Origin of the sequence: Microbacterium sp. BWT-B31 (assembly GCF_041379855.1) — a bacterium.
GTDB lineage: Bacteria > Actinomycetota > Actinomycetes > Actinomycetales > Microbacteriaceae > Microbacterium.
Genome location: NZ_JBFECU010000003.1, coordinates 172305 through 192887, shown reverse-complemented (window position 1 = coordinate 192887; position 20583 = coordinate 172305). Strand labels below are relative to the sequence as shown.

20 protein-coding genes and 1 tRNA gene are annotated in these 20583 nt (G+C 71.3%); 14 read left to right on the top strand and 7 right to left on the bottom strand.

The annotated features are described in order from the left end of the window. Window positions 1–35: 35 nt before the first annotated feature. The 4 genes from AB1K54_RS05225 to AB1K54_RS05210 all read left to right on the top strand — a co-directional run bounded on the left by AB1K54_RS05225 (window position 36) and on the right by AB1K54_RS05210 (window position 2775). Window positions 36–872, top strand: a complete 837-nt coding sequence (locus tag AB1K54_RS05225) for a DUF3097 family protein (protein ID WP_371201665.1) — start codon at window positions 36–38, stop codon at window positions 870–872. Between the two features lie 204 nt (window positions 873–1076). Beyond that, window positions 1077–1739 carry a tRNA (guanosine(46)-N7)-methyltransferase TrmB gene (trmB, locus tag AB1K54_RS05220; protein ID WP_371201792.1) on the top strand — a complete coding sequence of 221 codons (663 nt, stop codon included), beginning with the start codon at window positions 1077–1079 and terminating at the stop codon, window positions 1737–1739. A 15-nt stretch (window positions 1740–1754) separates the two neighbouring features. Further along, window positions 1755–2627, top strand: coding sequence for a CPBP family intramembrane glutamic endopeptidase (locus AB1K54_RS05215; protein WP_371201664.1), 873 nt, complete (start codon window positions 1755–1757; stop codon window positions 2625–2627). Window positions 2628–2702: 75 nt separating this feature from the next. Beyond that, a tRNA-Arg gene (locus tag AB1K54_RS05210) sits at window positions 2703–2775 on the top strand. Between the two features lie 9 nt (window positions 2776–2784). Here the strand turns inward: AB1K54_RS05210 and AB1K54_RS05205 are convergent. Beyond that, a complete protein-coding gene (locus AB1K54_RS05205; protein WP_371201663.1) occupies window positions 2785–3597 on the bottom strand; it encodes an SGNH/GDSL hydrolase family protein in 813 nt (270 codons plus the stop codon). A gap of 301 nt (window positions 3598–3898) precedes the next feature. Here AB1K54_RS05205 and AB1K54_RS05200 point away from each other — a divergent pair, with 301 nt between their 5' ends. The 3 genes from AB1K54_RS05200 to AB1K54_RS05190 all read left to right on the top strand — a co-directional run bounded on the left by AB1K54_RS05200 (window position 3899) and on the right by AB1K54_RS05190 (window position 7346). After that, the gene (locus tag AB1K54_RS05200) at window positions 3899–4741 is read left to right on the top strand and encodes a transglutaminase family protein (protein WP_371201662.1); all 843 of its coding nucleotides are present in this window, start codon (window positions 3899–3901) and stop codon (window positions 4739–4741) included. A 91-nt stretch (window positions 4742–4832) separates the two neighbouring features. Then, on the top strand, window positions 4833–6500 hold the full coding sequence (argS, locus tag AB1K54_RS05195) for an arginine--tRNA ligase (protein WP_371201661.1): 1668 nt from the start codon (window positions 4833–4835) through the stop codon (window positions 6498–6500). 27 nt (window positions 6501–6527) lie between these two features. Further along, the gene (locus tag AB1K54_RS05190) at window positions 6528–7346 is read left to right on the top strand and encodes a DUF2993 domain-containing protein (protein WP_371201660.1); all 819 of its coding nucleotides are present in this window, start codon (window positions 6528–6530) and stop codon (window positions 7344–7346) included. Between the two features lie 68 nt (window positions 7347–7414). Here AB1K54_RS05190 and AB1K54_RS05185 read toward each other — a convergent pair whose 3' ends face one another. The 4 genes from AB1K54_RS05185 to AB1K54_RS05170 form a co-directional block, all read right to left on the bottom strand. After that, window positions 7415–8692 (bottom strand): hypothetical protein, encoded by a 1278-nt coding sequence (locus AB1K54_RS05185; RefSeq protein WP_371201659.1) that lies wholly within the window; start codon window positions 8690–8692, stop codon window positions 7415–7417. Beyond that, the gene (locus tag AB1K54_RS05180) at window positions 8689–9021 is read right to left on the bottom strand and encodes a hypothetical protein (protein WP_371201658.1); all 333 of its coding nucleotides are present in this window, start codon (window positions 9019–9021) and stop codon (window positions 8689–8691) included. Before AB1K54_RS05180 ends, AB1K54_RS05185 begins: the two co-directional genes overlap by 4 nt. Before the next feature lie 224 nt (window positions 9022–9245). Next, window positions 9246–10220: a hypothetical protein gene (locus tag AB1K54_RS05175; RefSeq protein ID WP_371201657.1), complete on the bottom strand. Its 975-nt coding sequence runs from the start codon at window positions 10218–10220 to the stop codon at window positions 9246–9248. Further along, entirely contained in the window at window positions 10217–10534 is a 318-nt protein-coding gene (locus tag AB1K54_RS05170; protein WP_371201656.1) for a DUF6507 family protein, read from the bottom strand. The genes AB1K54_RS05175 and AB1K54_RS05170 overlap by 4 nt, the downstream gene beginning before the upstream one ends. Window positions 10535–10722: 188 nt before the next feature. Between AB1K54_RS05170 and lysA the strand changes: the two genes are divergently transcribed. From lysA to AB1K54_RS05135, 7 genes are all read left to right on the top strand, one after another. Beyond that, window positions 10723–12150 (top strand): diaminopimelate decarboxylase, encoded by a 1428-nt coding sequence (gene lysA / locus AB1K54_RS05165; protein WP_371201655.1) that lies wholly within the window; start codon window positions 10723–10725, stop codon window positions 12148–12150. Beyond that, window positions 12147–13562, top strand: coding sequence for a homoserine dehydrogenase (locus AB1K54_RS05160; RefSeq protein ID WP_371201653.1), 1416 nt, complete (start codon window positions 12147–12149; stop codon window positions 13560–13562). Before lysA ends, AB1K54_RS05160 begins: the two co-directional genes overlap by 4 nt. Continuing rightward, window positions 13563–14510, top strand: a complete 948-nt coding sequence (thrB, locus tag AB1K54_RS05155; RefSeq protein WP_371201652.1) for a homoserine kinase — start codon at window positions 13563–13565, stop codon at window positions 14508–14510. It begins immediately after the preceding gene. Window positions 14511–14657: 147 nt separating this feature from the next. Then, the gene (gene rho, locus AB1K54_RS05150; RefSeq protein ID WP_371201651.1) at window positions 14658–16835 is read left to right on the top strand and encodes a transcription termination factor Rho; all 2178 of its coding nucleotides are present in this window, start codon (window positions 14658–14660) and stop codon (window positions 16833–16835) included. A 15-nt stretch (window positions 16836–16850) separates the two neighbouring features. Further along, on the top strand, window positions 16851–17930 hold the full coding sequence (gene prfA, locus AB1K54_RS05145; protein ID WP_371201650.1) for a peptide chain release factor 1: 1080 nt from the start codon (window positions 16851–16853) through the stop codon (window positions 17928–17930). 105 nt (window positions 17931–18035) lie between these two features. Beyond that, window positions 18036–18437, top strand: a complete 402-nt coding sequence (locus tag AB1K54_RS05140; RefSeq protein ID WP_371201648.1) for a hypothetical protein — start codon at window positions 18036–18038, stop codon at window positions 18435–18437. 9 nt (window positions 18438–18446) lie between these two features. Then, window positions 18447–19016: a toxin gene (locus AB1K54_RS05135; protein ID WP_371201647.1), complete on the top strand. Its 570-nt coding sequence runs from the start codon at window positions 18447–18449 to the stop codon at window positions 19014–19016. 40 nt (window positions 19017–19056) lie between these two features. On the opposite strand, the gene epsC is transcribed toward AB1K54_RS05135, so the two are convergent. Both epsC and cysK read right to left on the bottom strand, forming a co-directional pair. Then, complete coding sequence (gene epsC / locus AB1K54_RS05130; protein WP_371201646.1) at window positions 19057–19608, bottom strand: serine O-acetyltransferase EpsC; 552 nt, start codon at window positions 19606–19608, stop codon at window positions 19057–19059. 19 nt (window positions 19609–19627) lie between these two features. After that, window positions 19628–20566 (bottom strand): cysteine synthase A, encoded by a 939-nt coding sequence (gene cysK, locus AB1K54_RS05125; RefSeq protein WP_371201644.1) that lies wholly within the window; start codon window positions 20564–20566, stop codon window positions 19628–19630. Window positions 20567–20583: the final 17 nt, after the last annotated feature.

Below are 20583 nucleotides of genomic sequence, written 5' to 3'. Positions count from 1 at the left end.
CCGCACCCGGTAGCCTGTGCGACTCGGAGGAGACGATGGAACACGACCGCTATGGAGCCGATGTGCTCGCCGCCGGTTGGCGCGAGCGCGCCCGCAAGGCCGTGCCGCGCGTCGCGGCCGAGCCCGATCTGGTGGTGGAGGTCGCCGGAGACGGCTGGTGCGGCGCCGTGGTGGGCGTCGCGGGCGGCAACGTCGAGCTCGAGGACCGCCGCGGGCGCCGCCGCCTGTTCCCGCTCGGGGCGGGGTTTCTCATCGACGGCGAGGACGTCGTTCTCGAGCGCCCCGCTCCGCGCGCGCCGCAGGGCCCCTCGCGCACCGCGTCGGGGTCGTTCGCCGTCGGCGATGCGCGGGCTCGCGTCGCGCGCGCGAGCCGGATCCTCGTCGAGGGCCGCCACGACGCCGAGCTCGTCGAGCGCATCTGGGGCGATGATCTGCGGGTCGAGGGGGTCGTCGTCGAGTACCTGCAGGGGGTGGACCTGCTCGCGACGATGCTCGACGACGAGCCGCCGTCGGCGCAGCGCCGCTACGGAGTGCTCGTGGACCACCTCGTGCCCGGGTCGAAGGAGGCGCGCATCGCCCAGGCGATCCTGCGCGGGCCGCACGGGCGCCATCTGAAGATCGTCGGCCACCCCTACATCGACGTGTGGCAGTGCGTCACCCCGCGTGCGGTGGGCATCGAGCGCTGGCCGGACGTCCCGCGCGGCATCGACTACAAGACCGGCGTGTGCCGCGCCCTGGGCTGGCCCGCCCGCGACCAGGCCGACCTCGCCCGCGCGTGGCAGCGGATCCTCGCGTCGGTGAAGACCTATCGCGACATCGAGCCGGCTCTCCTGGGCCGCGTCGAGGAGCTCATCGACTTCGTCACCGCGTGAAGGCGGTGGTGGATGCTCCGCCCCGCGACCCGCCGCCGCAGAGGGCAGCCAGGCGGGGCGCTCGTGAGGCGGGGTACTCCGGCGCACGCGGGCTGCGGCATCCGTCCGACGCCGCTCACGTAGCCTGGAGGCGTGACCGACCTCGCTCCCGAGCCTCGCCCCTTCCGCGACAAGCCGGTGTCGTTCGTGCGCCGCAGCGGCCGCATGTCCGATGCGCAGGAGCGGGCCTGGAGCGAGCTTGCCCCGCACTACGTCATCGACGTGCCGCGCGCGATCGCCTCGACGAGCGTGCACCACGAAGCCGAGATCGACCCGGCAGCGGTGTGGCGGCGCGCGGCGCCCCTGGTCGTGGAGATCGGATCGGGCCAGGGCCACGCGATCGTGCACGCCGCGGCATCCCGTCCCGACACGGACTTCCTCGCGATCGAGGTGTTCAAGGCGGGCCTTGCCCGCACGATGCTCGACGCCGACCGCGCCGGGGCGCGCAACCTGCGGCTCGTCGAGGCGAACGCGCCCGAGGTGCTCGAGCACCTGCTGCCCGAGGCATCCGTCGCCGAGCTCTGGGTGTTCTTCCCCGACCCGTGGCACAAGGCCAAGCACAACAAGCGGCGCCTTGTCACGCCGGAGTTCGCCGCGCTCGCAGCGCGTGCGCTGAAAGATGGCGGGATGCTGCGCCTGGCGACCGACTGGGAAGACTACGCGCAGCAGATGCGGTCGGTTCTGACCGGGGCGCCCGGCTTCGAGCCAGCGTTCGAGGGGGAGTGGGCCGAGCGCTTCGACGGCCGCGTGCTGACCGCGTTCGAGCGCAAAGGCGCCGCGAAGGGCCGCGACATCCGCGACCTCGCGTACCGCCGAAGGGCGCGTTGAGCGCGGTGGCCTGACGTGCCCGCGCAGCTTTCGGCCGTGCTCGGCCCCCGGCCCGCGTGGTCGTGGGGGCTCGCCCCGGCGCTGCTGGTGTGCCTGGCCGCGCCGGCGTTCTTCGTGGCGCGCATCCCGTGGCTCGGCTGGGCGCTGCTGGCGGCAGGCCTGGTGCTCGCGCTGATGATCGAGCGGGCGGGCGACCGAGCGGATGCCCCGGCCGGCGGCATCCGTCGCCCCGGCCTCGTGCGCGACCTGTCGCTCATCGCGCTGGGCCTGCTCATCGTGAGCGCGATCCCGCTGAGGGCGGAGCTCGACAACCTGGCGATCCTGCGGTTCACGGTCGCCCTGGGCGGGGCGGTCGCGGTGCCGTACATCGTGTCGCGATGGGTGTATCGCGATCGCGCGATCCGCTTCCCGTGGCGCGGCGGCGGACGCTGGACGCGCTTGCACTGGCTGTGGCTGGTGGGAGTGCTGGTGCTCGCGTGGCTGATCCTGCCGTTCTATTTCATCACGTCCGGCGTCTACCAGAACTGGCCCGTCGTCGACACGGCGGACCTCATCGCGCGCCTGTTCGTCGGGGTCGGCGGGGTCGGCATCTGGGACGAGCTGTTCTTCATCTGCACGGTGTTCGCCCTCGTGCTGCGGCACTTCCCGTTCTGGCAGGCGAACCTGTTGCAGACGATCGTGTTCGTGTCGTTCCTGTGGGAGCTCGGCTACCAGGCGTGGGGGCCGCTGCTCACCATCCCGTTCGCGCTCATGCAGGGCTACATCTTCGTCAGGACGCGTTCGCTCGCGTACGTCGTGACGGTGCACCTGCTGTTCGACGCGATCGTGTTCCTGGTGCTCGTGCACGCGCACAATCCGGGTGGGCTGGACGGGCTGTTCCTGGTGTGACGGGCGCCAGGACGAGAGCCTCGGCCGACGCCGTGCACGGGCGCGGCGCTCCTGACGGATATACTCGACCGGTACGCCTCCGTAGCTCAGGGGATAGAGCGTTGGTTTCCGGTACCAAAGGTCGCAGGTTCGATTCCTGTCGGGGGCACGATCATTCTCACGGACGGTCGAAGTCGGAAGGGGACGTTCCGTCGGCGGTCGCCACCGTGCCCGAGATCGCGTCGAGCGCCTCGCCGAGCCGTTCCGCGAGGTAGGCGTGCCCCGCAGTCGAGGGGTGGTCATTGCCCAGCGGGCTCGTGTCGATCACCGAGAGGTAGTTCGCCTCGGTGATCCACGCCTCCCGCAGCGGGGAGATGTACCACCAGCCGCGTGCGGCTGCCAGTTCGGCGAGGTCGCGGTCGATGCGAGCGGTCGCCTTCTCGACGGGCAGCACCTGCGGTGCGGGGCCGAGCACGACGAAGGCGGCGCCGGGGTAGAGGGCGGCCAGCGCGTCCCACGCGCTGGTGACGGCATCCCGGTATCCGGCTGCGGGCTGCCTGCGATCGTTGATCGACCCCTCGATGATGACGAGGTCGGGCTCGAGCGCCGCCTCGAGCGCGGCGATGCGCTCCGGGTACGAGGGTCCGTCGATGCCGGGCTTGAGGTAACCGCTGCCGCGCACGCCGTCCACGGTCGCGTCCCATCCGCGCTCGTGCGCGATCACGTAGGCGAACCCGAGCGTCGGGACGGATGCCGCCGACCCGTACACCCACGAGTCGCCGAACACCAGCACCCGCGGGTGGTCGCGAAGCGCCAGCGGAGCGGGCGCGATCGCGGCGGGCGCGGCCTCGCCGGCGGCGTCGGCGACCACGCGCGGCGTCGCCGCCCACGGGCGCCACGCGGCAAGTGCGCAGATGAGCACGACGGCCACCCCGAGAGCGAGGACCGGCCACAGCCGGGGTCTCGGGCGCGACCTCTCCGACGACGTCATGAGCAGAGGCTACGTCACGCCCGCCGGATGCCCTCCACCGCATCGACCGGTGGCGACACGAATGGCCGCTCTCGCCCGACGACATCGCCCGCGAGCGGTGCGTCGCAGTCGAGGGCGTGCATCGTCGCCGCGGGAGTGGGCGAGGGCGGCATGGCGGTCGCCTGCGCGCACCAGCGCCGGGCGCTCGGAAGCGCTCCGCGGGCATAGCGGACGGGGCGATTCAGCCACCTCGCGGACGGCTCTCAGCCAGGGCTCGACCGGCTCGCACGGAAGGCCCTGCGCGGCGTGCGAGGATACTTCGGTGCAACGCGTCGTGACCGCTCAATTGGACCTCGATCTGGGGGCGTCCGTCGACCTCATCTTCCAGATCTCCGCCGCCCAGCAGGTGCCGGTGGTGAGCGAGTCGTTGACGTTCACGCAGGGTGATCGCGTGTACACGCCGACCGAGATCGTCGACCAGTCCGGCAGTCGCCTGCACCGCCTCACGGGCGAGCCCGGGCGGGTCGAGGTGCGCTACGAGGCGACCGTGGAGGGTCAGATGTCGACGAGTCGCACGAGCGATCTCGAGGCGATCACCTACCTGCGCCCGAGCCGCTACTGCCAGTCCGACGAGGTCTTCTCGCAGGCTCGTCGTCAGTTCAAGGGCCTGCACGGACAGGACCTCATCCACGCCGTCTCGGAGTTCGTCGCCACGAGCACGACGTACACGCCGGGCCTCAGCCACGGCACCGACAGCGCCGTGACGACCCTCATGACCGGCCAGGGCGTCTGCCGCGACTACGCGCACGTCGTGATCGCGCTGCTGCGCGCGATGGACATGCCCGCCCGCTACACGGCGTGCTTCGCGCCCGGTCTTCGCCCGATGGACTTCCACGCCGTCGCCGAGGCGTACTTCGACGGCACGTGGTATGTGATCGACGGCACGCGCCTGGCGAACCGGCGGTCGCTCGTGCGCATCGCGACGGGGCGGGACGCCTCGGACTGCGCGTTCCTCAGCTACCACGGCGGCTACGTCGGCCTCAAGCGCCTCAAGGTCGACGCGTGGGTCGTGCCCGAGGAGGCCGCCTTCGAGGGGCTCGAGACACTCCCTGAGGCGGCCGACCCGGCCCTTGACGACTTCGTCGAACTCGTGCAGCTTGCCTGACGCGAAAATCGCCCGGTCGCCCCGGCGTCGCGATGCGCGACGGGGCGCTCCCGGCGGTCGCACGGGGGCGCCCCTCTAGACTTGACGGGATATGAATCCTGAAGCCCTCTCCGCCGCCCTGCTCGACGTGATCCGCCCCGCCGCGGAGGCGCGACGACCGGGGTCGGCCGACGGGCTCTCGGTCGCCGACCTGCCGCTGGAGCGGCCGAAGAACCGCGACCACGGCGACTGGGCGTCCAACGCCGCGCTGAAGCTCGCGAAGGTCGTCGGCGCGAACCCGCGTGAGTTCGCAGCCGAGCTCGCCGCGGGGCTCGAGCGGGTCGACGGGATCGCGAGCGTCGAGGTGGCCGGGCCCGGCTTCATCAACATCCGGCTGGATGCCGCGGCCGCCGGAGCCCTCGCCAGGACGATCGTCGAGGCCGGCGCCGCCTTCGGCACGAACGACTCCCAGCGCGGCCGCACGATCAACGTCGAGTTCGTGAGCGCGAACCCGACCGGTCCGCTGCACATCGGCCACACGCGCTGGGCGGCGCTGGGCGATTCGATGGCGCGCCTGCTTCTGGCCAGCGGCGCCACCGTCGCCCGCGAGTTCTACATCAACGACGCGGGAGCCCAGATGGAGCGCTTCGCGCGCTCGGTCGTGGCCGCCGCGAAGGGCGAGCCCACCCCCGAGGACGGCTACGCGGGCGCGTACATCGACGACCTCGCACACCGCGTGCTCGAGGCCGAGCCGAACCTGCTCGACCTCGACGGCGAGGGACTCCTGACGACCGCCCGTGAGCTCGCCTATCAGTTCCAGCTCGCCGAGATCCAGGCATCCCTTCTCAAGTTCAACGTGAACTTCGACGTCTGGTTCTCGGAGCGGGTGCTGCACGCGAAGGGCGCAGACGACGGACCGAGCCTGGTCGACGAGGCGGTCGAGCGCCTGCGCGTCCAGGGCCACGTGTTCGATCAGGACGGCGCCGTGTGGGTGCGCACGACCGACTTCGGCGACGACAAAGACAGGGTCATCCGGCGCGCGAACGGCGAGTACACCTACTTCGCCGCCGACGCCGCGTACTACCTCGACAAGGGCGACCGCGGCTTCCACCACAAGATCTACCTGCTCGGCGCCGACCACCACGGCTACGTGCACCGGCTCAAGGCGCTCGCCGGCGCGGCGGGCGACGACCCGCAGAAGGACATCGAGGTGCTCATCGGGCAGCTCGTGTCGGTCAACGGCGCCAGGCTCTCCAAGCGCGCGGGCAACATCATCGAGATGGACGACCTGCGCGAATGGCTCGGCACCGACGCTCTGCGCTACTCGCTCGCGCGGTATCCGGCCGACTCGCCGCTGACGCTCGACCCCGAGCTGCTGCGCAAGCGCACGAACGACAACCCGGTGTTCTACGTGCAGTACGCGCACGCGCGCACCCACAACGTGGCCCGCAACGCGGAAGGCTCCGGCGTCACGCGCGACGCGTTCGCGCCCGAGCTGCTCGACCACGAGACCGAGTCGGCGCTGCTGGGCGCGCTGCAGGAGTTCCCGCGCATCGTGGGGTTCGCCGCCGAGGTGCGCGAGCCGCACCGCGTCGCGCGCTACCTGGAGGAGCTCGCGGGCCTCTACCACCGCTGGTACGACAACTGCCGCGTGATCCCGCTCGGCGACGAGCCCGTCCAGGACGTGCACCGCACGCGCCTGTGGCTCAACGACGCGACTGGCCAGGTGCTGCGCAACGGCCTGCAGTTGCTGGGCGTCGACGCGCCCGAGCGCATGTAGCGAAGGGCCGCGGGGGGGGAACATGCCATGACCACGTCGGACCAGCACCCCACGCTCCCGCTGCCCGGTGAGTCCGCGCCGAAGCCGGATCGGCCCCGGCGCCGCTCGGCCTGGCCGTGGATCGTCTCGGGGATCATCGTGATCGCCCTGGCCGTCGCGGCGTTCCTCCTCGCCGATGCGCTGGTGCGCGACCTCATGGTCAAGGCGGTGCGCGAGCAGATCTCGAAGACGGCGGGGGTCGACGCATCCGGCGTGCAGGTGGAGGTTCCGGGCCTTGTCATCCCTCAGTTGGCCGCCGGAACCATCGGCACGATCACGATCTCTGCCGACGACGTCTCACGTGACGCGTTCTCGGGCGACGTGGTCATCATTGCGCACGGTGTGCCGGTGCGCGGTGACGGGCCGATGGCGGATGCCTCAGCCTCGGTGACGATGACCGAGGAGCAGTTGCGCACCCTGATGTCTCAGGTCGACGGGTTTCCCGCAGGATCGCTCGGCATCGACGAGCCGGACGTCACGATGTCGACGCAGGTGAGCCTGTTCGGCCTGTCGTTCCCGGTCGGCGTGGCGCTCACGCCGTCCGCTGCGGACGGCGACCTCGTGCTGAGCCCCGCCGCGCTGCAGCTCGCCGGGGCCGACATCGGCGCCGACGAGCTGCACGACCGCTTCGGCGCGATCGCGGACGTCGTGCTGCGCGACTGGGGCGTGTGCGTGGCCCAGTACCTGCCGTCCGGCCTGACGCTCGCGAGCGTCGCGGTGTCGGGCGACACGCTCGTCGCGGGCTTCGACATCGCACCGGGGATGCTGCACGATCCCTTGCTGCAAGAGACCGGCTCCTGCACGTGACGCGCGCAATCCGGCGTGGCCTCGTCGGCAAGGGCGGTCGACCCACGAGCGCCGGTCGATGAGACCCGTCAGCCGGAGGCGAGCCTCAGCAGGGCATCGGCCAGCGCGCCGCTCGGCAGCGGGGTGACCGGATGCCGCCCCTCGGCCGGTGCGCCGATGCTCAGGAAGCCGCGGGACGGAGAGCGCACACCGTACCACTCTCCGAGCGGAGTCCGCACGAGGAATTCGTCCCACGGCTCGACCCCCGGATCGTGCGCGAGGTGGCTCTCCAGGTCGCGGGGGTCGATGTCGTCTGCGTCGGGGGTGAACGACCACGCCGGCCCGAGCCCGATCCACGCGGCCACCAGGCCCGGGAGCTGATCGTTCGAGGCGTGCGAGACGATCCGGAGGCGGTCGGAGTCGAGCGGAGACTCGTCCGGATGCGCGTCCCGTACGACGAGCACCCCCCGGCGGTGCGGATAGGCCCGCAGGAGCGCGGCGCGAGAGCCACGGCGCACTTTCGCGATGACCCATGCCGTGCCGTCGGCGAGGGCGGTCGCGGCATCCGATCCCGGCGTGGAGAGCTTCCCGCGCTCGTCGAGCCAGCCGGCCGAGACCAGTTCGGCGGCCTCAGCGGTGTCGCGCAGGGCCTTGGGGAGGATGCCGGCCGATGCGCCGATCCGGCTTCGACTCGCCCCGTCCAGCAGCGCCTGCAAAGCGTCGAGGGTCACCGCCGAGCCGGGGCAGAGCCAGGACAGAAGCGGAAAAGACCCCAGGTCCTCGAGTGGCACCCCGACGCCCAGGCTCGCCTCGGCGTCCACCGGGGCGGCGCCGGTCGCGACGGCCGCGGCGCGGACCGCGGCATCCGGAGCCGACAGGCGCAGCGATCTCGCGATCCACGTGAACGCCGGCACGAGCGCCTCGGCCTGCGACGGCAGGCAGCTTGCGGACAGGTGCACGTGGTGCTGACCGGTCGCCCACACCCACTTGTGCACCAGCACGTCGCGAGTGTCGTCGCCGCGGTACAGGAACACGATCCGCCGGCCCAGCGCGGTGTCGTCGCCGCCCTCAACGTCGGCGAGATCCCACAGGTCGCAGCTCAGCACTCGGGCGGCCGGATGCTGCGCAGGCGCGGCCAGCAGAGCCGACATCGCGGCGTCGGGGAGCGGGGCCGTGCTGAGCACCGATGTGAGCACGAGATTCGGCCGGAATCCAGGCGGATCGTCGCGGGTCACCAGCACGAGGTCGGCGGCGTCGACCCGCATGGGCTCGAACGTGCCGGGGTAGCGCAGAGCGGCGTGCGGGGTCTCGACCTCGACGACGTCGGCGGCGCCGCGCGCAGAGGCGTCTTCGGTGGAGAACCTCACCGCCGCCCCTCTCCCGCGAGCGCCGCCGAGCGCGCCGTGCGGAACCACCGCGGCTGCAGGAACGCCGGCAGCCACCAGAAGCCGACGATCGCGACGATGAGAGCCGTCCCCGCCAGCGCGACAAGCGCGAAGAACAGCGGCTCGCCTGAGCGGGACAGGGTGAGCGAGAGGGCGGCGAACACGAGGGCGATGCCGAGGTAGAGCCAGCTGAAGCCCATGAAGGTGCCGAAGCCGCGCGTCGAGACGGCCCAGCGCTTCCACACGCCGGCGTACGCGAGGACGCCCGCGACGATGAGCGCCAGTGCGACCAGCCAGACCGCGGTGATCATACGACCCCTCCATCGTTCGCCTCGTCGGTGCCGGGCCCGAGCGGGCCGGGTGCCATGATGATCTCGTCCGTGTCGCCTCGCACCTGATCCAGGATCTCCTGCGATGCCTCCTGGCCCGCCCATCCGACGGCGACACCGCCGATGATCCCCCCGACTATGCCTCCGATCAGCGTGCCGGGGCCGGGAAAGATCGAGCCGATCGCCGCTCCCGCCGCCGCGCCGCCCTACGCGCCCCCGGCGCCGGCGGCGACCGAGCTCGTCCCCACGACTGCGCTGTCGACGAGTGCCTCCTGCTGACGCTGCTCGTCGGTCCAGTCCGGATGCCGGGTCAGGGTGTCGTTGTAGCTCTCGCCGTACACGCTCCAGTACGTCAGTCCCGCGCCCGCAACGGTGAGAGCGCGTCCGCCGAAACGCGCCCACGCCGGTGGCGTGCCGATCTCCGGAGCCGGGGTGAACTGCGGTCGCGCCTGCCAGCCGGGGAGAGTCCCGGCAGGGGGCTGCCCATCGGGCAGCAGGTTGCTTTCGAGCACCCATATCCCCGAGGGGCGCTGCACCCAGGTCTGCCCGTTGACGACGTTGCGCGGCCAGGTGGGGTTGATCGCCGATGCCGGCAGGCTGATCGAGTCGGGGAGCACCGCGCCGGGGCCCGGCACGAGCAGGGTCCCGCGATAGCGCTGCAGCAATTCGGCGGCGAGACCTTGCACACCGCTGCCCACGTTTCCGGTGAACGGCGCCACCGCGCCGGTGAGCAACCACGATGCGCTGTCGCGGAGTGCGCGCAACGCACGCGCGCAGTCGGCGTCGACGGTCGCGGCGTCCGCGGCGAACCGCGCGAGCTGCGCCGTCACTTCGGAAACCGTCGGAGTCGTCGGAGACGGCGGCCAGGCCGCGGTGGCCAGCGCGATGTCCGACACTAGCTCGGCGCGGCGGACCTCGAGCGCCGTGAGAGCCTCGGCGAAGGTGCGCAGGGCTGCTACGGCGGTGGAGAGGTCCGTCGTGAGATCGGTCTGCGCCGGTGACAGCGGGGCCATCGCCTGGTAAGCGATCTCGGCCTCGGGGGCGGAGTACACGCTGCCCAGTCCGCTCCAGGTGCCGGTCACCTCCAGCACGGTGTCATCCAGCGCGTCGATGGTGGACGCGAGGGTGTCGGCGGCGGCGGAGACCGCCGCCGAGGACGGGATCCGGACGGGCGGGTTCACGGCTGCAGGCCCCGCATCGACGTCTGCGTGGACGCGGCCATCTCGAGATCAGCGGATTCGTACAGGTCGATGACGTGCGCGGTGGTCTGGGTGACCGTCGTGACCATGCGCCGCATGCCGGCGAGCCGGATCAGGAACGGGTCGGCGGCGACCTCGCGAAGTGCCGCCGCGGTCTGGGTGGCCTCAGCGGCCGCGCTCTGCACAGTGGCGAAGGCGTTGGCCACTGCGGTCGCGGTGGTGTCGATTCCCTCCGCATGGTGTTCGGTGGTCTCGCACACGGATCTCGCCCGCACGACGTCGATGTTCCAGGTCATGTAGCCCTCCCGTTCCTCCGGACGCCGCACCGGCGTCGTTGACCACGCTACCTGCGGCGCGCGCGAGGGGGCGGCATCTGCGTGCGATTAGACTGCACGTACCGTGCGGCGCGCGCGTGAATCCCCCCACTGCGCGCCGGGCTGTCAACCATCGGCCCCGCCGATCCACCCCACCTGATTGGTCACCTGTGTCCGCCGTCTCGTCCGCTTCGCAGCCGGTGCCGCGCTGGCTCGCGGTGCCGTCCGACCCGAACGGGCTCGTCCCCGCGGTGTGGCCCGAATCCGCCGTCCGCGACGAGCACGGCGTGCTCGAGATCGGCGGGGTGGCGGTCACCGAGCTGCGCGAGCGCTTCGGCACCCCGCTGTACGTCCTCGACGAGGACGCGGTGCGTCAGACCGCGCGCCGCACGCTTGACGCCTTCCGCGCCGCGGCGGCGCTGCGCGGCGCGCAGGCGCGCGTGTACTACGCGGGCAAGGCGTTCCTGTCGACCGAGGTCGTGCGGTGGGTCACTGAGGAGGGGCTCGCCGTCGACGTGTGCTCGGTCGGCGAGCTGGCGGTCGCGCTCGCCGCGGGCGCCGACCCTGCCAGGCTCGGGTTCCACGGCAACAACAAGAGCGAGGCCGAGCTGGAGCGCGCGGTCGAGGCCGGCGTCGGCTCGATCGTGATCGACAGCTTCATCGAGCTCGAACGCCTCGCCGCGATCGTCGAGCGCCGCGGCGCGACGCAGGCGGTGCTCGTGCGGGTCAACAGCGGCGTGCACGCCGAGACGCACGACTTCCTCGCCACGGCTCACGAAGACCAGAAGTTCGGCTTCACGCTGACCGATGCCGGGGCCGCCGTCGCCCGCATCCGCGAGGTTCCGGGTCTGCGGTTCGTGGGCCTGCACTGCCACATCGGCTCGCAGATCTTCGGCACCGCCGGGTTCGAGGAGTCCGCGGCCCGCGTCGTGGAGCTGCACGCCGAACTGCTCGCCGGCGGCGAGATCCCGGTCCTGAACCTCGGCGGCGGGTTCGGCATCGCCTACACCGCCGCTGACGACCCGACGCCCATCGAGCATCTGGCGACGGGCATCGCCGACGCCGTGGCGCGCGAGTGCGCGGTGCGCGGCATCCCGATGCCCAACCTCGCCTTCGAGCCCGGGCGCGCGATCGTGGGGCGCGCCGGGGTGACGCTGTACCAGGTCGGCACCACCAAGCCCGTAGCCCTCGGCGACGACCTCACGCGCCTGTACGTGAGCGTCGACGGCGGCATGAGCGACAACCCGCGCACCGCCCTCTACGGGGCGCAGTACTCCGCGCGCATCGCCTCGCGCACGAGCGATGCCGTGCCGCAGCTGTCGCGCGTGGTCGGCAAGCACTGCGAGTCCGGCGACATCGTCGTCGACCACGAGTACCTCCCGGCCGACATCGCCCCGGGCGATCTGCTCGCGGTGCCCGCGACGGGCGCGTACTGCTTCTCGCTGTCGAGCAACTACAACTGGATGCCCCGCCCCCCGGTGGTCGCGGTGCGGCAGGGGAGCGCGCGGGTCATCGTGCGCGGCGAGACGATCGACGATCTGCTGGCCCGCGACGCTGCGGCGCCGGCACAGGGCACCACGGGGGAAGGGAACGAATGACTGACTACCGACGATTGAGGGTGGCGCTGCTGGGCGCCGGAGCCGTAGGGTCGCAGGTCGCCTCGCTGCTGCGCCGCCACGGCGACGAGCTCGCCGACCGGGCGGGCGCGCACCTCGAGCTGGTGGGAATCGCGGTGCGCAACCCCGACGCGCCGCGCGAGACGGATCTGCCGCGCGAGCTGTTCACCACCGACGCCGAGCAGCTCATCACGGGGGCCGACATCGTGATCGAGCTGATGGGCGGAATCGAGCCGGCCCGCGCGCACCTGCTGCATGCGATCAACTCGGGCGCCGACGTCGTGACCGCCAACAAGGCGCTGCTGGCCACCCACGGCCCCGAGATCTTCGAGGCCGCCGACCAGGTCGGCGCGCAGGTGTACTACGAGGCCGCCGCGGCGGGTGCGATCCCGATCATCCGGCCGCTGCGCGACTCGCTCGCCGGTGACCGCGTGCAGCGCATCATGGGCATCGTCAACGGCACGACGAACTACATCCTCGACCGCATGGACTCAGAGGGCGCCGAGTTCGCCGATGTCCTCGCCGACGCGCAGCGGCTCGGCTATGCCGAGGCCGACCCGACGGCCGACATCGAGGGCTTCGACGCCGCGCAGAAGGCCGCGATCCTCGCGAGCCTCGCGTTCCACACCACCGTGCCGCTGGACGCCGTGCACCGCGAGGGCATCACGGGCGTCGACAAGGCGATGATGGACGCCGCCCGCCACGCCGGGTACGTCATCAAGCTCCTCGCGGTGTGCGAGCGGCTGACGGAGTCCTCGGAAGTGCGGTCAACGAGCAGCGGCGTGTCTCGATACGCGTCTGCGCCGCTACTCGACAACCGAACCGCGTATCGAGATGCGATCTCGGTGCGCGTGTACCCGGCCCTCGTGCGCCGCGACCACCCGCTGGCGAGCGTGCGCGGTGCGAACAACGCCGTCTTCGTGCAGGCCGAGGCCGCTGGCAACCTCATGTTCTACGGCGCCGGGGCAGGCGGCGTGCAGACCGCCTCGGCGGTGCTCGGCGACGTCGTCTCGGCTGCGCGCCGCCATATCGCCGGCGGAGTCGGCGTGGGGGAGTCCACCCGCGCGAACCTTCCGATCCTTCCGATCGACGCGGTCACCACGCGCTATCAGATCACCCTTGAGGTCGACGACCAGCCCGGCGTGCTGGCGACGGTCGCGGGCATCCTGAGCGACGGCGAGGTCTCGATCGCGACCGTCGAGCAGACGGTGCGTTCGGAGCCGGTTCCCGGAAACGGCGGCGCGGGCGCCGAGCCGGCCAGCGACACGGTCGCCCGGCTCGTGATCGGCACCCACAAGGCGCGCGAGGCGAACCTCAGCGCGACGGTCGATCGGCTCGCCGCGAGCGGCGTGGTCGAGCGCGTCGTGTCGGTGCTGCGCGTGGAAGGCGACTGAATGGCCGCCGCCGTCTCACCCGCCCCCGGGCGCAGCGTGCGCGTCCGGGTTCCCGCGACGAGCGCGAACCTCGGACCCGGCTTCGACACGCTCGGTCTCGCGCTGAGCGTCTACAACGAACTCGTCGTGACGGCCCTTGCCGAGGGCGAGCTCGAGGTGCACGTCACCGGCGCCGGCGCGGACGACATCCCGACAGATGCGTCGAACCTCATCGTCCGCTCGATCGCGTACGCGTACGAGGCGGTGGGGCGGCGGATGCCCGGACTCAGACTCGAGGCGAACAACGTCGTCCCGCACGGCCGGGGCATGGGATCGTCCGGCGCGGCGGTCGTGTCGGGCCTGCTCGCGGCCAAGGGCCTCCTCGAAGGCGACGTCGCGATCGGCCCCGACACCCTGCTGCGGCTCGCGACCGAGCTCGAGGGCCATCCCGACAACGTCGCTCCGGCCCTGTTCGGTGGACTCACGATCGCGTGGGTCGACGAGACCGGACCGCAGTACAAGAAGCTGCTCGTGCATCGCGGGGTGTCGCCCGTGGTCTTCGTGCCGGACTTCACCATGTCGACGAGTCTCGCGCGCAGCCTCCAGCCCCTCCAGGTGCCGCGCGAGGATGCCGTGTTCAACGTCTCGCGGTCGGCGCTGCTGATCGCCGCGCTCACGCAGAGCCCCGAACTGCTGCTCGCCGCCACCGAGGACAAGCTCCACCAGAACTACCGCGCGCAGGCGATGCCCGAGACCGAGCGGCTGATCCGGGCGCTGCGCGAGGCGGGGTTCGCCGCCGTCGTCTCGGGCGCGGGTCCGAGCGTGCTGGTCCTGGCCGACGGACCAGGCCGTCGGCTCGAGGCGGCAGAGGTCGCGGCATCCGTCTCGAAAACCCCGTGGGAGGCGCTGATGCTCGCCGTCGACTTCAAGGGTGGTACAGTGAAGGATCAAACGGAGGGTTCCACGTAGCACGTGAATCTGGCCTCCGTCGCAATTCTGCGAGCCCCCGCACGGCCCCCCACCTCATCAGCTTCCCTGCCGATGACAAGACGGGTCTGACCCGTTTTGCACGTCTCCGTGCGGAGTCAATCCATTTCGTTTCACAAGGGAGTACTCGTGGAGTCCATCTCCGAGATCCATTCCGTCGACTCGTCGTCCGAGGAGCGCACCGACGCGCTCGAGGGCGTCGAAACGACCAGCTCGCCGGCCGTCGAGGCCGAGCACACCGCTGTCGAGGCTGACGCCGAGACGTCGGATGCCGCAGCCGACGCGCCGGCCGACGAGGTCGAGGCTCCGGCCAACGCTCCGGCCGACGAGGTCGAGGCTCCGGCCGACGAGGCGCCGGTCGAAGAGGCGCCCGCCGACGAGGCGCCGGTCGAAGAGCCGGTGACCGAGGCTCCGGCCGAGGAGGTCGCCGCGGAGGCGGCTGCCGAACAGACCGCGGCAGAGATCGTCGCCGAGGTTCCGGCCGAGCCGGCTGCCGAGCAGGCGCCCGCCGCCGAGACGGAGGCGCCCGCCGAGCCCGCGGAGGCGCCCGTCGCCCCGGTGAAGGCGCCGCGCAAGCGCGCTCCGCGCCGCGCCAAGAGCACCGACGTCCCCGCCGAGCCGGTCGTGGCCCCGGCCGACGAGGCCGCCCCGGCTGAGACCGCGCCTGCCGCCGACGAGGCCGCCGCGCCCGCCGCCGACGAGCCCGCCGCGCCCGCCGCCGAAGAGGCGACCGCGGACGCCGCCGCCGAGGCGCCGGTCGATGCGGCCGGATCGAGTGTCGACGAAGGCGATGCATCGAGTTCATCCGCCGGCGAGACCGCCGAGGCCACGACGACCGGCGACGAGCAGGCCGACGCATCCGCCGACGAGACCCCCGCCCGCTCGAGCCGCGGCCGCAGCCGCAGCCGCAGCCGCAGCCGTGGCGGTCAGAACGGCCAGGCAGCCGCCGCGCAGCCTGCGCAGGGCCAGAGCCAGCAGCCCCAGGCGCAGCAGCCGGCTGCTCCCGCCGGCGACGCCGACGACGACCAGCAGGGTCAGTCGGCGAACAGCCGCAACCGCCAGCGCAACAAGCGCCGCGGCCAGCCCGGCACCGACGAGTTCGAGACCGAGATCGGCGAGGACGACGTCCTGATCCCGATCGCGGGCATCCTCGACGTGCTCGACAACTACGCCTTCGTGCGCACGACCGGGTACCTCCCCGGCACGAGCGACGTCTACGTCTCGCTCGGCCAGGTCAAGAAATACAACCTCCGCAAGGGCGACGCGGTCGTCGGCGCGATCAAGCAGCCGCGCGAGGGCGAGCAGTCCAGCCGCCAGAAGTACAACGCGCTGGTCAAGGTCGACGCGGTCAACGGGCTCTCCGTCGAAGACGCGGCGACCCGCGTCGAGTTCGGCAAGCTCACGCCGCTGTACCCGCAGGAGCGCCTGCGCCTCGAGACGGCGCCCGAGAAGCTCACGCAGCGGATCATCGATCTGGTCGCCCCGATCGGCAAGGGCCAGCGCGGCCTGATCGTCGCGCCGCCCAAGGCCGGCAAGACGATCGTGCTGCAGCAGATCGCGAACGCCATCGCGACCAACAACCCCGAGGTGCACCTCATGGTCGTGCTCGTCGACGAGCGGCCCGAAGAGGTCACCGACATGCAGCGCACGGTCAAGGGCGAAGTCATCGCCTCGACCTTCGACCGTCCCGCCGAGGACCACACGACGGTCGCCGAGCTCGCGATCGAGCGCGCGAAGCGCCTGGTCGAGCTCGGTCGCGACGTGGTCGTGCTGCTCGACTCGATCACGCGCCTGGGTCGCGCCTACAACATCTCGGCGCCGACCTCGGGGCGCGTGCTGACCGGCGGTGTCGACGCGTCCGCTCTCTACCCGCCCAAGCGCTTCTTCGGCGCCGCGCGCAACATCGAGAACGGCGGCTCGCTCACGATCCTCGCGACCGCGCTCGTCGAGACCGGCTCCAAGATGGACGACGTCATCTTCGAGGAGTTCAAGGGCACCGGCAACAGCGAGCTGCGTCTGAGCCGCCAACTCGCCGACAAGCGCATCTTCCCGGCGGTGGACGTCAACGCATCGTCGACACGTCGCGAAGAGATGCTGCTGTCGCCCGACGAGGTCAAGATCACCTGGAAGCTGCGTCGTGCCCTCGCGGGCCTCGACACTCAGCAGGCCCTCGAGGTCGTGCTCGGCAAGCTGAAGGAGACGCAGTCGAACGTCGAGTTCCTGGTGCAGATGCAGAAGTCGATCCCGACGCCTGCGAACGGGCACGGCGGCGGCCACAGCCACGCGCACGACAACAGCATCCGCTGACGTCGGGGCAGTGGCGTGTTCGATTCGGTGAAGAGCCTGATCGAAGAGCACAAGGCCGTTCAGACCGAGCTCTCCGATCCGGCCGTGCATGCCGACGCGGCGCGGGCCAAGCGCGTCAACCGGCGGTATGCCGAGCTGTCGAAGATCGTCGCGGCCCACGAGGCGTGGGCTGCGGCATCCGATGATCTCGATGCCGCGCGCGAGCTCTCTCGTGAGGACGAGGCGTTCGCCGCAGAGGTTCCGGCGCTCGAGGCGAAGCTCGCCGACGCGCAGGAGAAGCTGCGGCGCCTGCTGATCCCACGCGACCCCGATGACGCGCGCGACGTGATCATGGAGATCAAGCAGGGCGAGGGCGGCGCCGAGTCGGCGCTGTTCGCGGCCGACCTGCTGCGCATGTACCTGCAGTACGCCGCGTCGAAGGGCTGGAAGACGGAGCTGCTCGAACGCAACGAGTCCGACCTCGGCGGCTACAAGGACGTTCAGGTCGCGATCAAGGGGTCGTCCACCGACCCCGCGCAGGGCGTGTGGGCGCACCTCAAGTACGAGGGCGGCGTGCACCGCGTGCAGCGCGTGCCGGCGACCGAGTCGCAGGGGCGCATCCACACCTCCACGACGGGGGTGCTGGTGTTCCCCGAGGTCGACGAACCCGAAGAGATCCACATCGAACAGAGCGACCTGAAGATCGACGTCTTCCGCTCGTCGGGTCCCGGCGGTCAGTCCGTGAACACGACCGACTCCGCTGTGCGCATCACCCACCTTCCCACCGGGATCGTGGTGTCGATGCAGAACGAGAAGTCACAGCTGCAGAACCGCGAGGCCGGCATGCGCGTGCTGCGTGCCCGACTGCTGGCGAAGCAGCAGGAAGAGCTGGATGCCGCGGCATCCGACGCTCGTCGGTCGCAGATCCGCGGCATGGACCGCTCCGAGCGGATCCGTACGTACAACTTCCCCGAGAACCGCATCGCCGACCACCGCACCGGCTACAAGGCGTACAACCTCGACCAGGTGATGGACGGCGCCCTCGACCCGATCATCGACTCGGCGATCGCCGCCGACGAAGAGGCGCGCCTGGCCGCCCTCGGCGCCGACGCCTGACTGCTCCGCCCTGCCTGAGGCTCATCCGGCGCATCATTCGGCGAAGATGGGTCCGGCACCGCGCACTTCCGCGGTGCGGGCGACAGGGGCCGCTAGGGTGAGCGCGTGATCGCAATCCTCATTCGCGGTGTGATCTTCCTCGTCTCCGCGTTCCTCGGGCTCGTGGCGGCCGACCTCCTGCTGCCGGGCTTCTCGCTGCACTGGAGCGATTGGTGGGGGATTGTTCTCGCCGTCGTCGTCTTCGCGGTGCTGCAGAGCATCCTCGCTCCGTGGCTGCTGAAGATCACGCGCCGCCACGCGCACGCCCTGATGGGCGGCATCGGCCTGCTGTCGACGTTCGTCGCGCTCCTCGTCGCCGTGCTGATCCCTGCCGCGGGCATCGGCATCGACGGGCCGGTCGCGTGGATCATCGGCACGCTCGCCGTATGGCTGGTGACGGCGCTTGCGACGTGGCTGCTTCCACCGCTGTTCATCAAGAATCAGGCGCAGCAGCGCCGGGGCTCATAGTCTGTCGGGATGCCGCCCCCTGAGCGCCCGCGCCGCATCCGCGTGATCGGGGTCTCCGGCGCTGGCAAGTCACGACTCGCGGCCGGGATCTCTCGCGTGACGGGGCTCCCGCGTCTTGAGTTGGACGCCGTCTTCTGGGATGCCGGGTGGACCTATCGCGACCTCGATGAGGCGCGGGAACTCGTCCGTGACTTCGCTCGTGCGCATCCGGACGGATGGGTGGTCGATGGCAATTGGGCGTCGCGGCTCGACGGGCTGCTCGATCCGGGCACACCGGGAGGCGCCGACACCGTCGTGTGGTTGGATCATCCGCGCGGCGTCGTCATGCGCCGGGTGATCTGGCGCACGCTGCGGCGTGGCATCCTGCGCCAAGATCTGTGGCACGGCAACAGGGAGCGACCCGCGACCTGGCTCAGCCGAGACCCGCATGAGAACATCGTGCTCTGGACTTGGACGCGCCACGCGTCGACGCGTGCGAGCATGGCCGAGCGCGCCGCTGCCGGCTGGCCCGTCATCCGACTGTGCGGTCAGCGCGAGGTCGACCAGTGGTTGGCGAACATCGCGCGCTGGCACGGGTGACGGCTCCGCTGTCCCACCAGCCGCGGGCACGCGCCTCGCGTCAGATCACGTACTCGGGGGCAGTGAGGATGGCGCGCGTGTCTTCGCCCGCGCGGCGCGCGCGCGGCTTCGCGGGAACCCCGACGAGGATGCTGTCGGCCGGCGCGTCGCGCGTGACGACGGCGTTCGCGCCGACGACCGAGCGCGCCCCGATCCGGATGGGCCCGAGGATCTTCGCGCCGGAGCCGACCGCCACGCCGTCTTCGAGCGTGGGGTGGCGCTTGCCCCCGTCGGTCGTGCGGCCGCCGAGCGTCACGCCGTGGTAGAGCATGACGTCGTCGCCGACCTCGGCGGTCTCGCCGATGACGACGCCCATCCCGTGGTCGATGAAGAAGCGGCGGCCGATCGTGGCGCCGGGATGGATCTCGATGCCGGTGAACCAGCGGGTGAGCTGAGATCCCGCGCGCGCGAGGAAGCGCAGGCGCCGCACCCACAGCGCGTGCCACACCCGGTGCCACCACACGGCGTGCAGTCCCGGGTAGAGCAGTGCGATCTCGAGGGCGCCGCGCGCGGCGGGATCACGCAGCTTCGCGGCAGCGAGGTCTTCCCGCACGCGATCCCAGGCTCGCACCTCAGTCCTCGCGCAGGTCTGCGAAGAGTGCTGTGGTGAGGTAGCGCTCGCCGGTGTCGGGCACGATCACGACGATCTTTTTGCCCGCGTTCTCGGGGCGCTTGGCCACCTCGAGCGCGGCCCACACGGCGGCGCCGCTGGACATGCCCACGAGCAGGCCCTCCTTGGCGGCGAGCTCGCGCGCGGTCGCCAGCGACGGCTCGAACTCGACGTCGATGACCTCGTCGATGATGTCGCGGTCGAGGATCGCGGGAACGAAGTTCGGCCCGATGCCCTGGATCTTGTGGGGACCGGGGTGGCCCTCGGTCAGCATGGGGGAGTCCTTGGGCTCGACCGCGATGACCTGCACGTCGGGCTTGCGCTCCTTGAGCACCTGGCCGACGCCGGTGATGGTTCCGCCCGTGCCGATGCCGGCGACGAAGATGTCGACGTCGCCCTCGGTGTCGCGCCAGATCTCTTCGGCGGTCGTCTTGCGGTGGATCGCGGGGTTCGCGGCGTTCTCGAACTGCTTGGCGAGGATCGCGCCGGGCGTGGCCTCGACGATCTCGTTGGCGACGCGCAGCGACTCGATCATGCCCTTCGTCGGGTCGGTGAGCACGAGGTCGGCGCCGAACGCCTTCAGCAGGAGTCGGCGCTCCTTCGACATCGACGCGGGCATCGTGAGGATGACCTTGTAGCCGCGGGCCGCGCCGACCATCGCCAGGGCGATGCCGGTGTTGCCGCTGGTGGCCTCGACGATGGTGCCGCCCGGAGGCAGCTGGCCGGACTCCTCGGCCGCGTTCACGAGCGCGATGCCGAGGCGATCCTTGACGCTCGATGCCGGGTTGAAGAACTCGAGCTTTGCGTAGATCTCGGCTCCGACTCCCTCGGTCACGGCGTTGAGCCGCACGAGCGGGGTGTTCCCGAACGCGGTGGTGATGTCGGAGTGGATGCCGGGCATAGCGGTCCCTTCAAGTG

Coding starts and splice junctions, on each gene's coding strand:
- AB1K54_RS05225 (WP_371201665.1), top strand. CDS start 36: ATGGAACACGACCGCTATGGAGCCGATGTGCTCGCCGCCGGTTGGCGC.
- trmB (WP_371201792.1), top strand. CDS start 1,077: ATGTCCGATGCGCAGGAGCGGGCCTGGAGCGAGCTTGCCCCGCACTAC.
- AB1K54_RS05205 (WP_371201663.1), bottom strand. CDS start 3,597: ATGACGTCGTCGGAGAGGTCGCGCCCGAGACCCCGGCTGTGGCCGGTC.
- argS (WP_371201661.1), top strand. CDS start 4,833: ATGAATCCTGAAGCCCTCTCCGCCGCCCTGCTCGACGTGATCCGCCCC.
- AB1K54_RS05190 (WP_371201660.1), top strand. CDS start 6,528: ATGACCACGTCGGACCAGCACCCCACGCTCCCGCTGCCCGGTGAGTCC.
- AB1K54_RS05180 (WP_371201658.1), bottom strand. CDS start 9,021: ATGATCACCGCGGTCTGGCTGGTCGCACTGGCGCTCATCGTCGCGGGC.
- AB1K54_RS05170 (WP_371201656.1), bottom strand. CDS start 10,534: ATGACCTGGAACATCGACGTCGTGCGGGCGAGATCCGTGTGCGAGACC.
- AB1K54_RS05160 (WP_371201653.1), top strand. CDS start 12,147: ATGACTGACTACCGACGATTGAGGGTGGCGCTGCTGGGCGCCGGAGCC.
- thrB (WP_371201652.1), top strand. CDS start 13,563: ATGGCCGCCGCCGTCTCACCCGCCCCCGGGCGCAGCGTGCGCGTCCGG.
- AB1K54_RS05135 (WP_371201647.1), top strand. CDS start 18,447: ATGCCGCCCCCTGAGCGCCCGCGCCGCATCCGCGTGATCGGGGTCTCC.
- cysK (WP_371201644.1), bottom strand. CDS start 20,566: ATGCCCGGCATCCACTCCGACATCACCACCGCGTTCGGGAACACCCCG.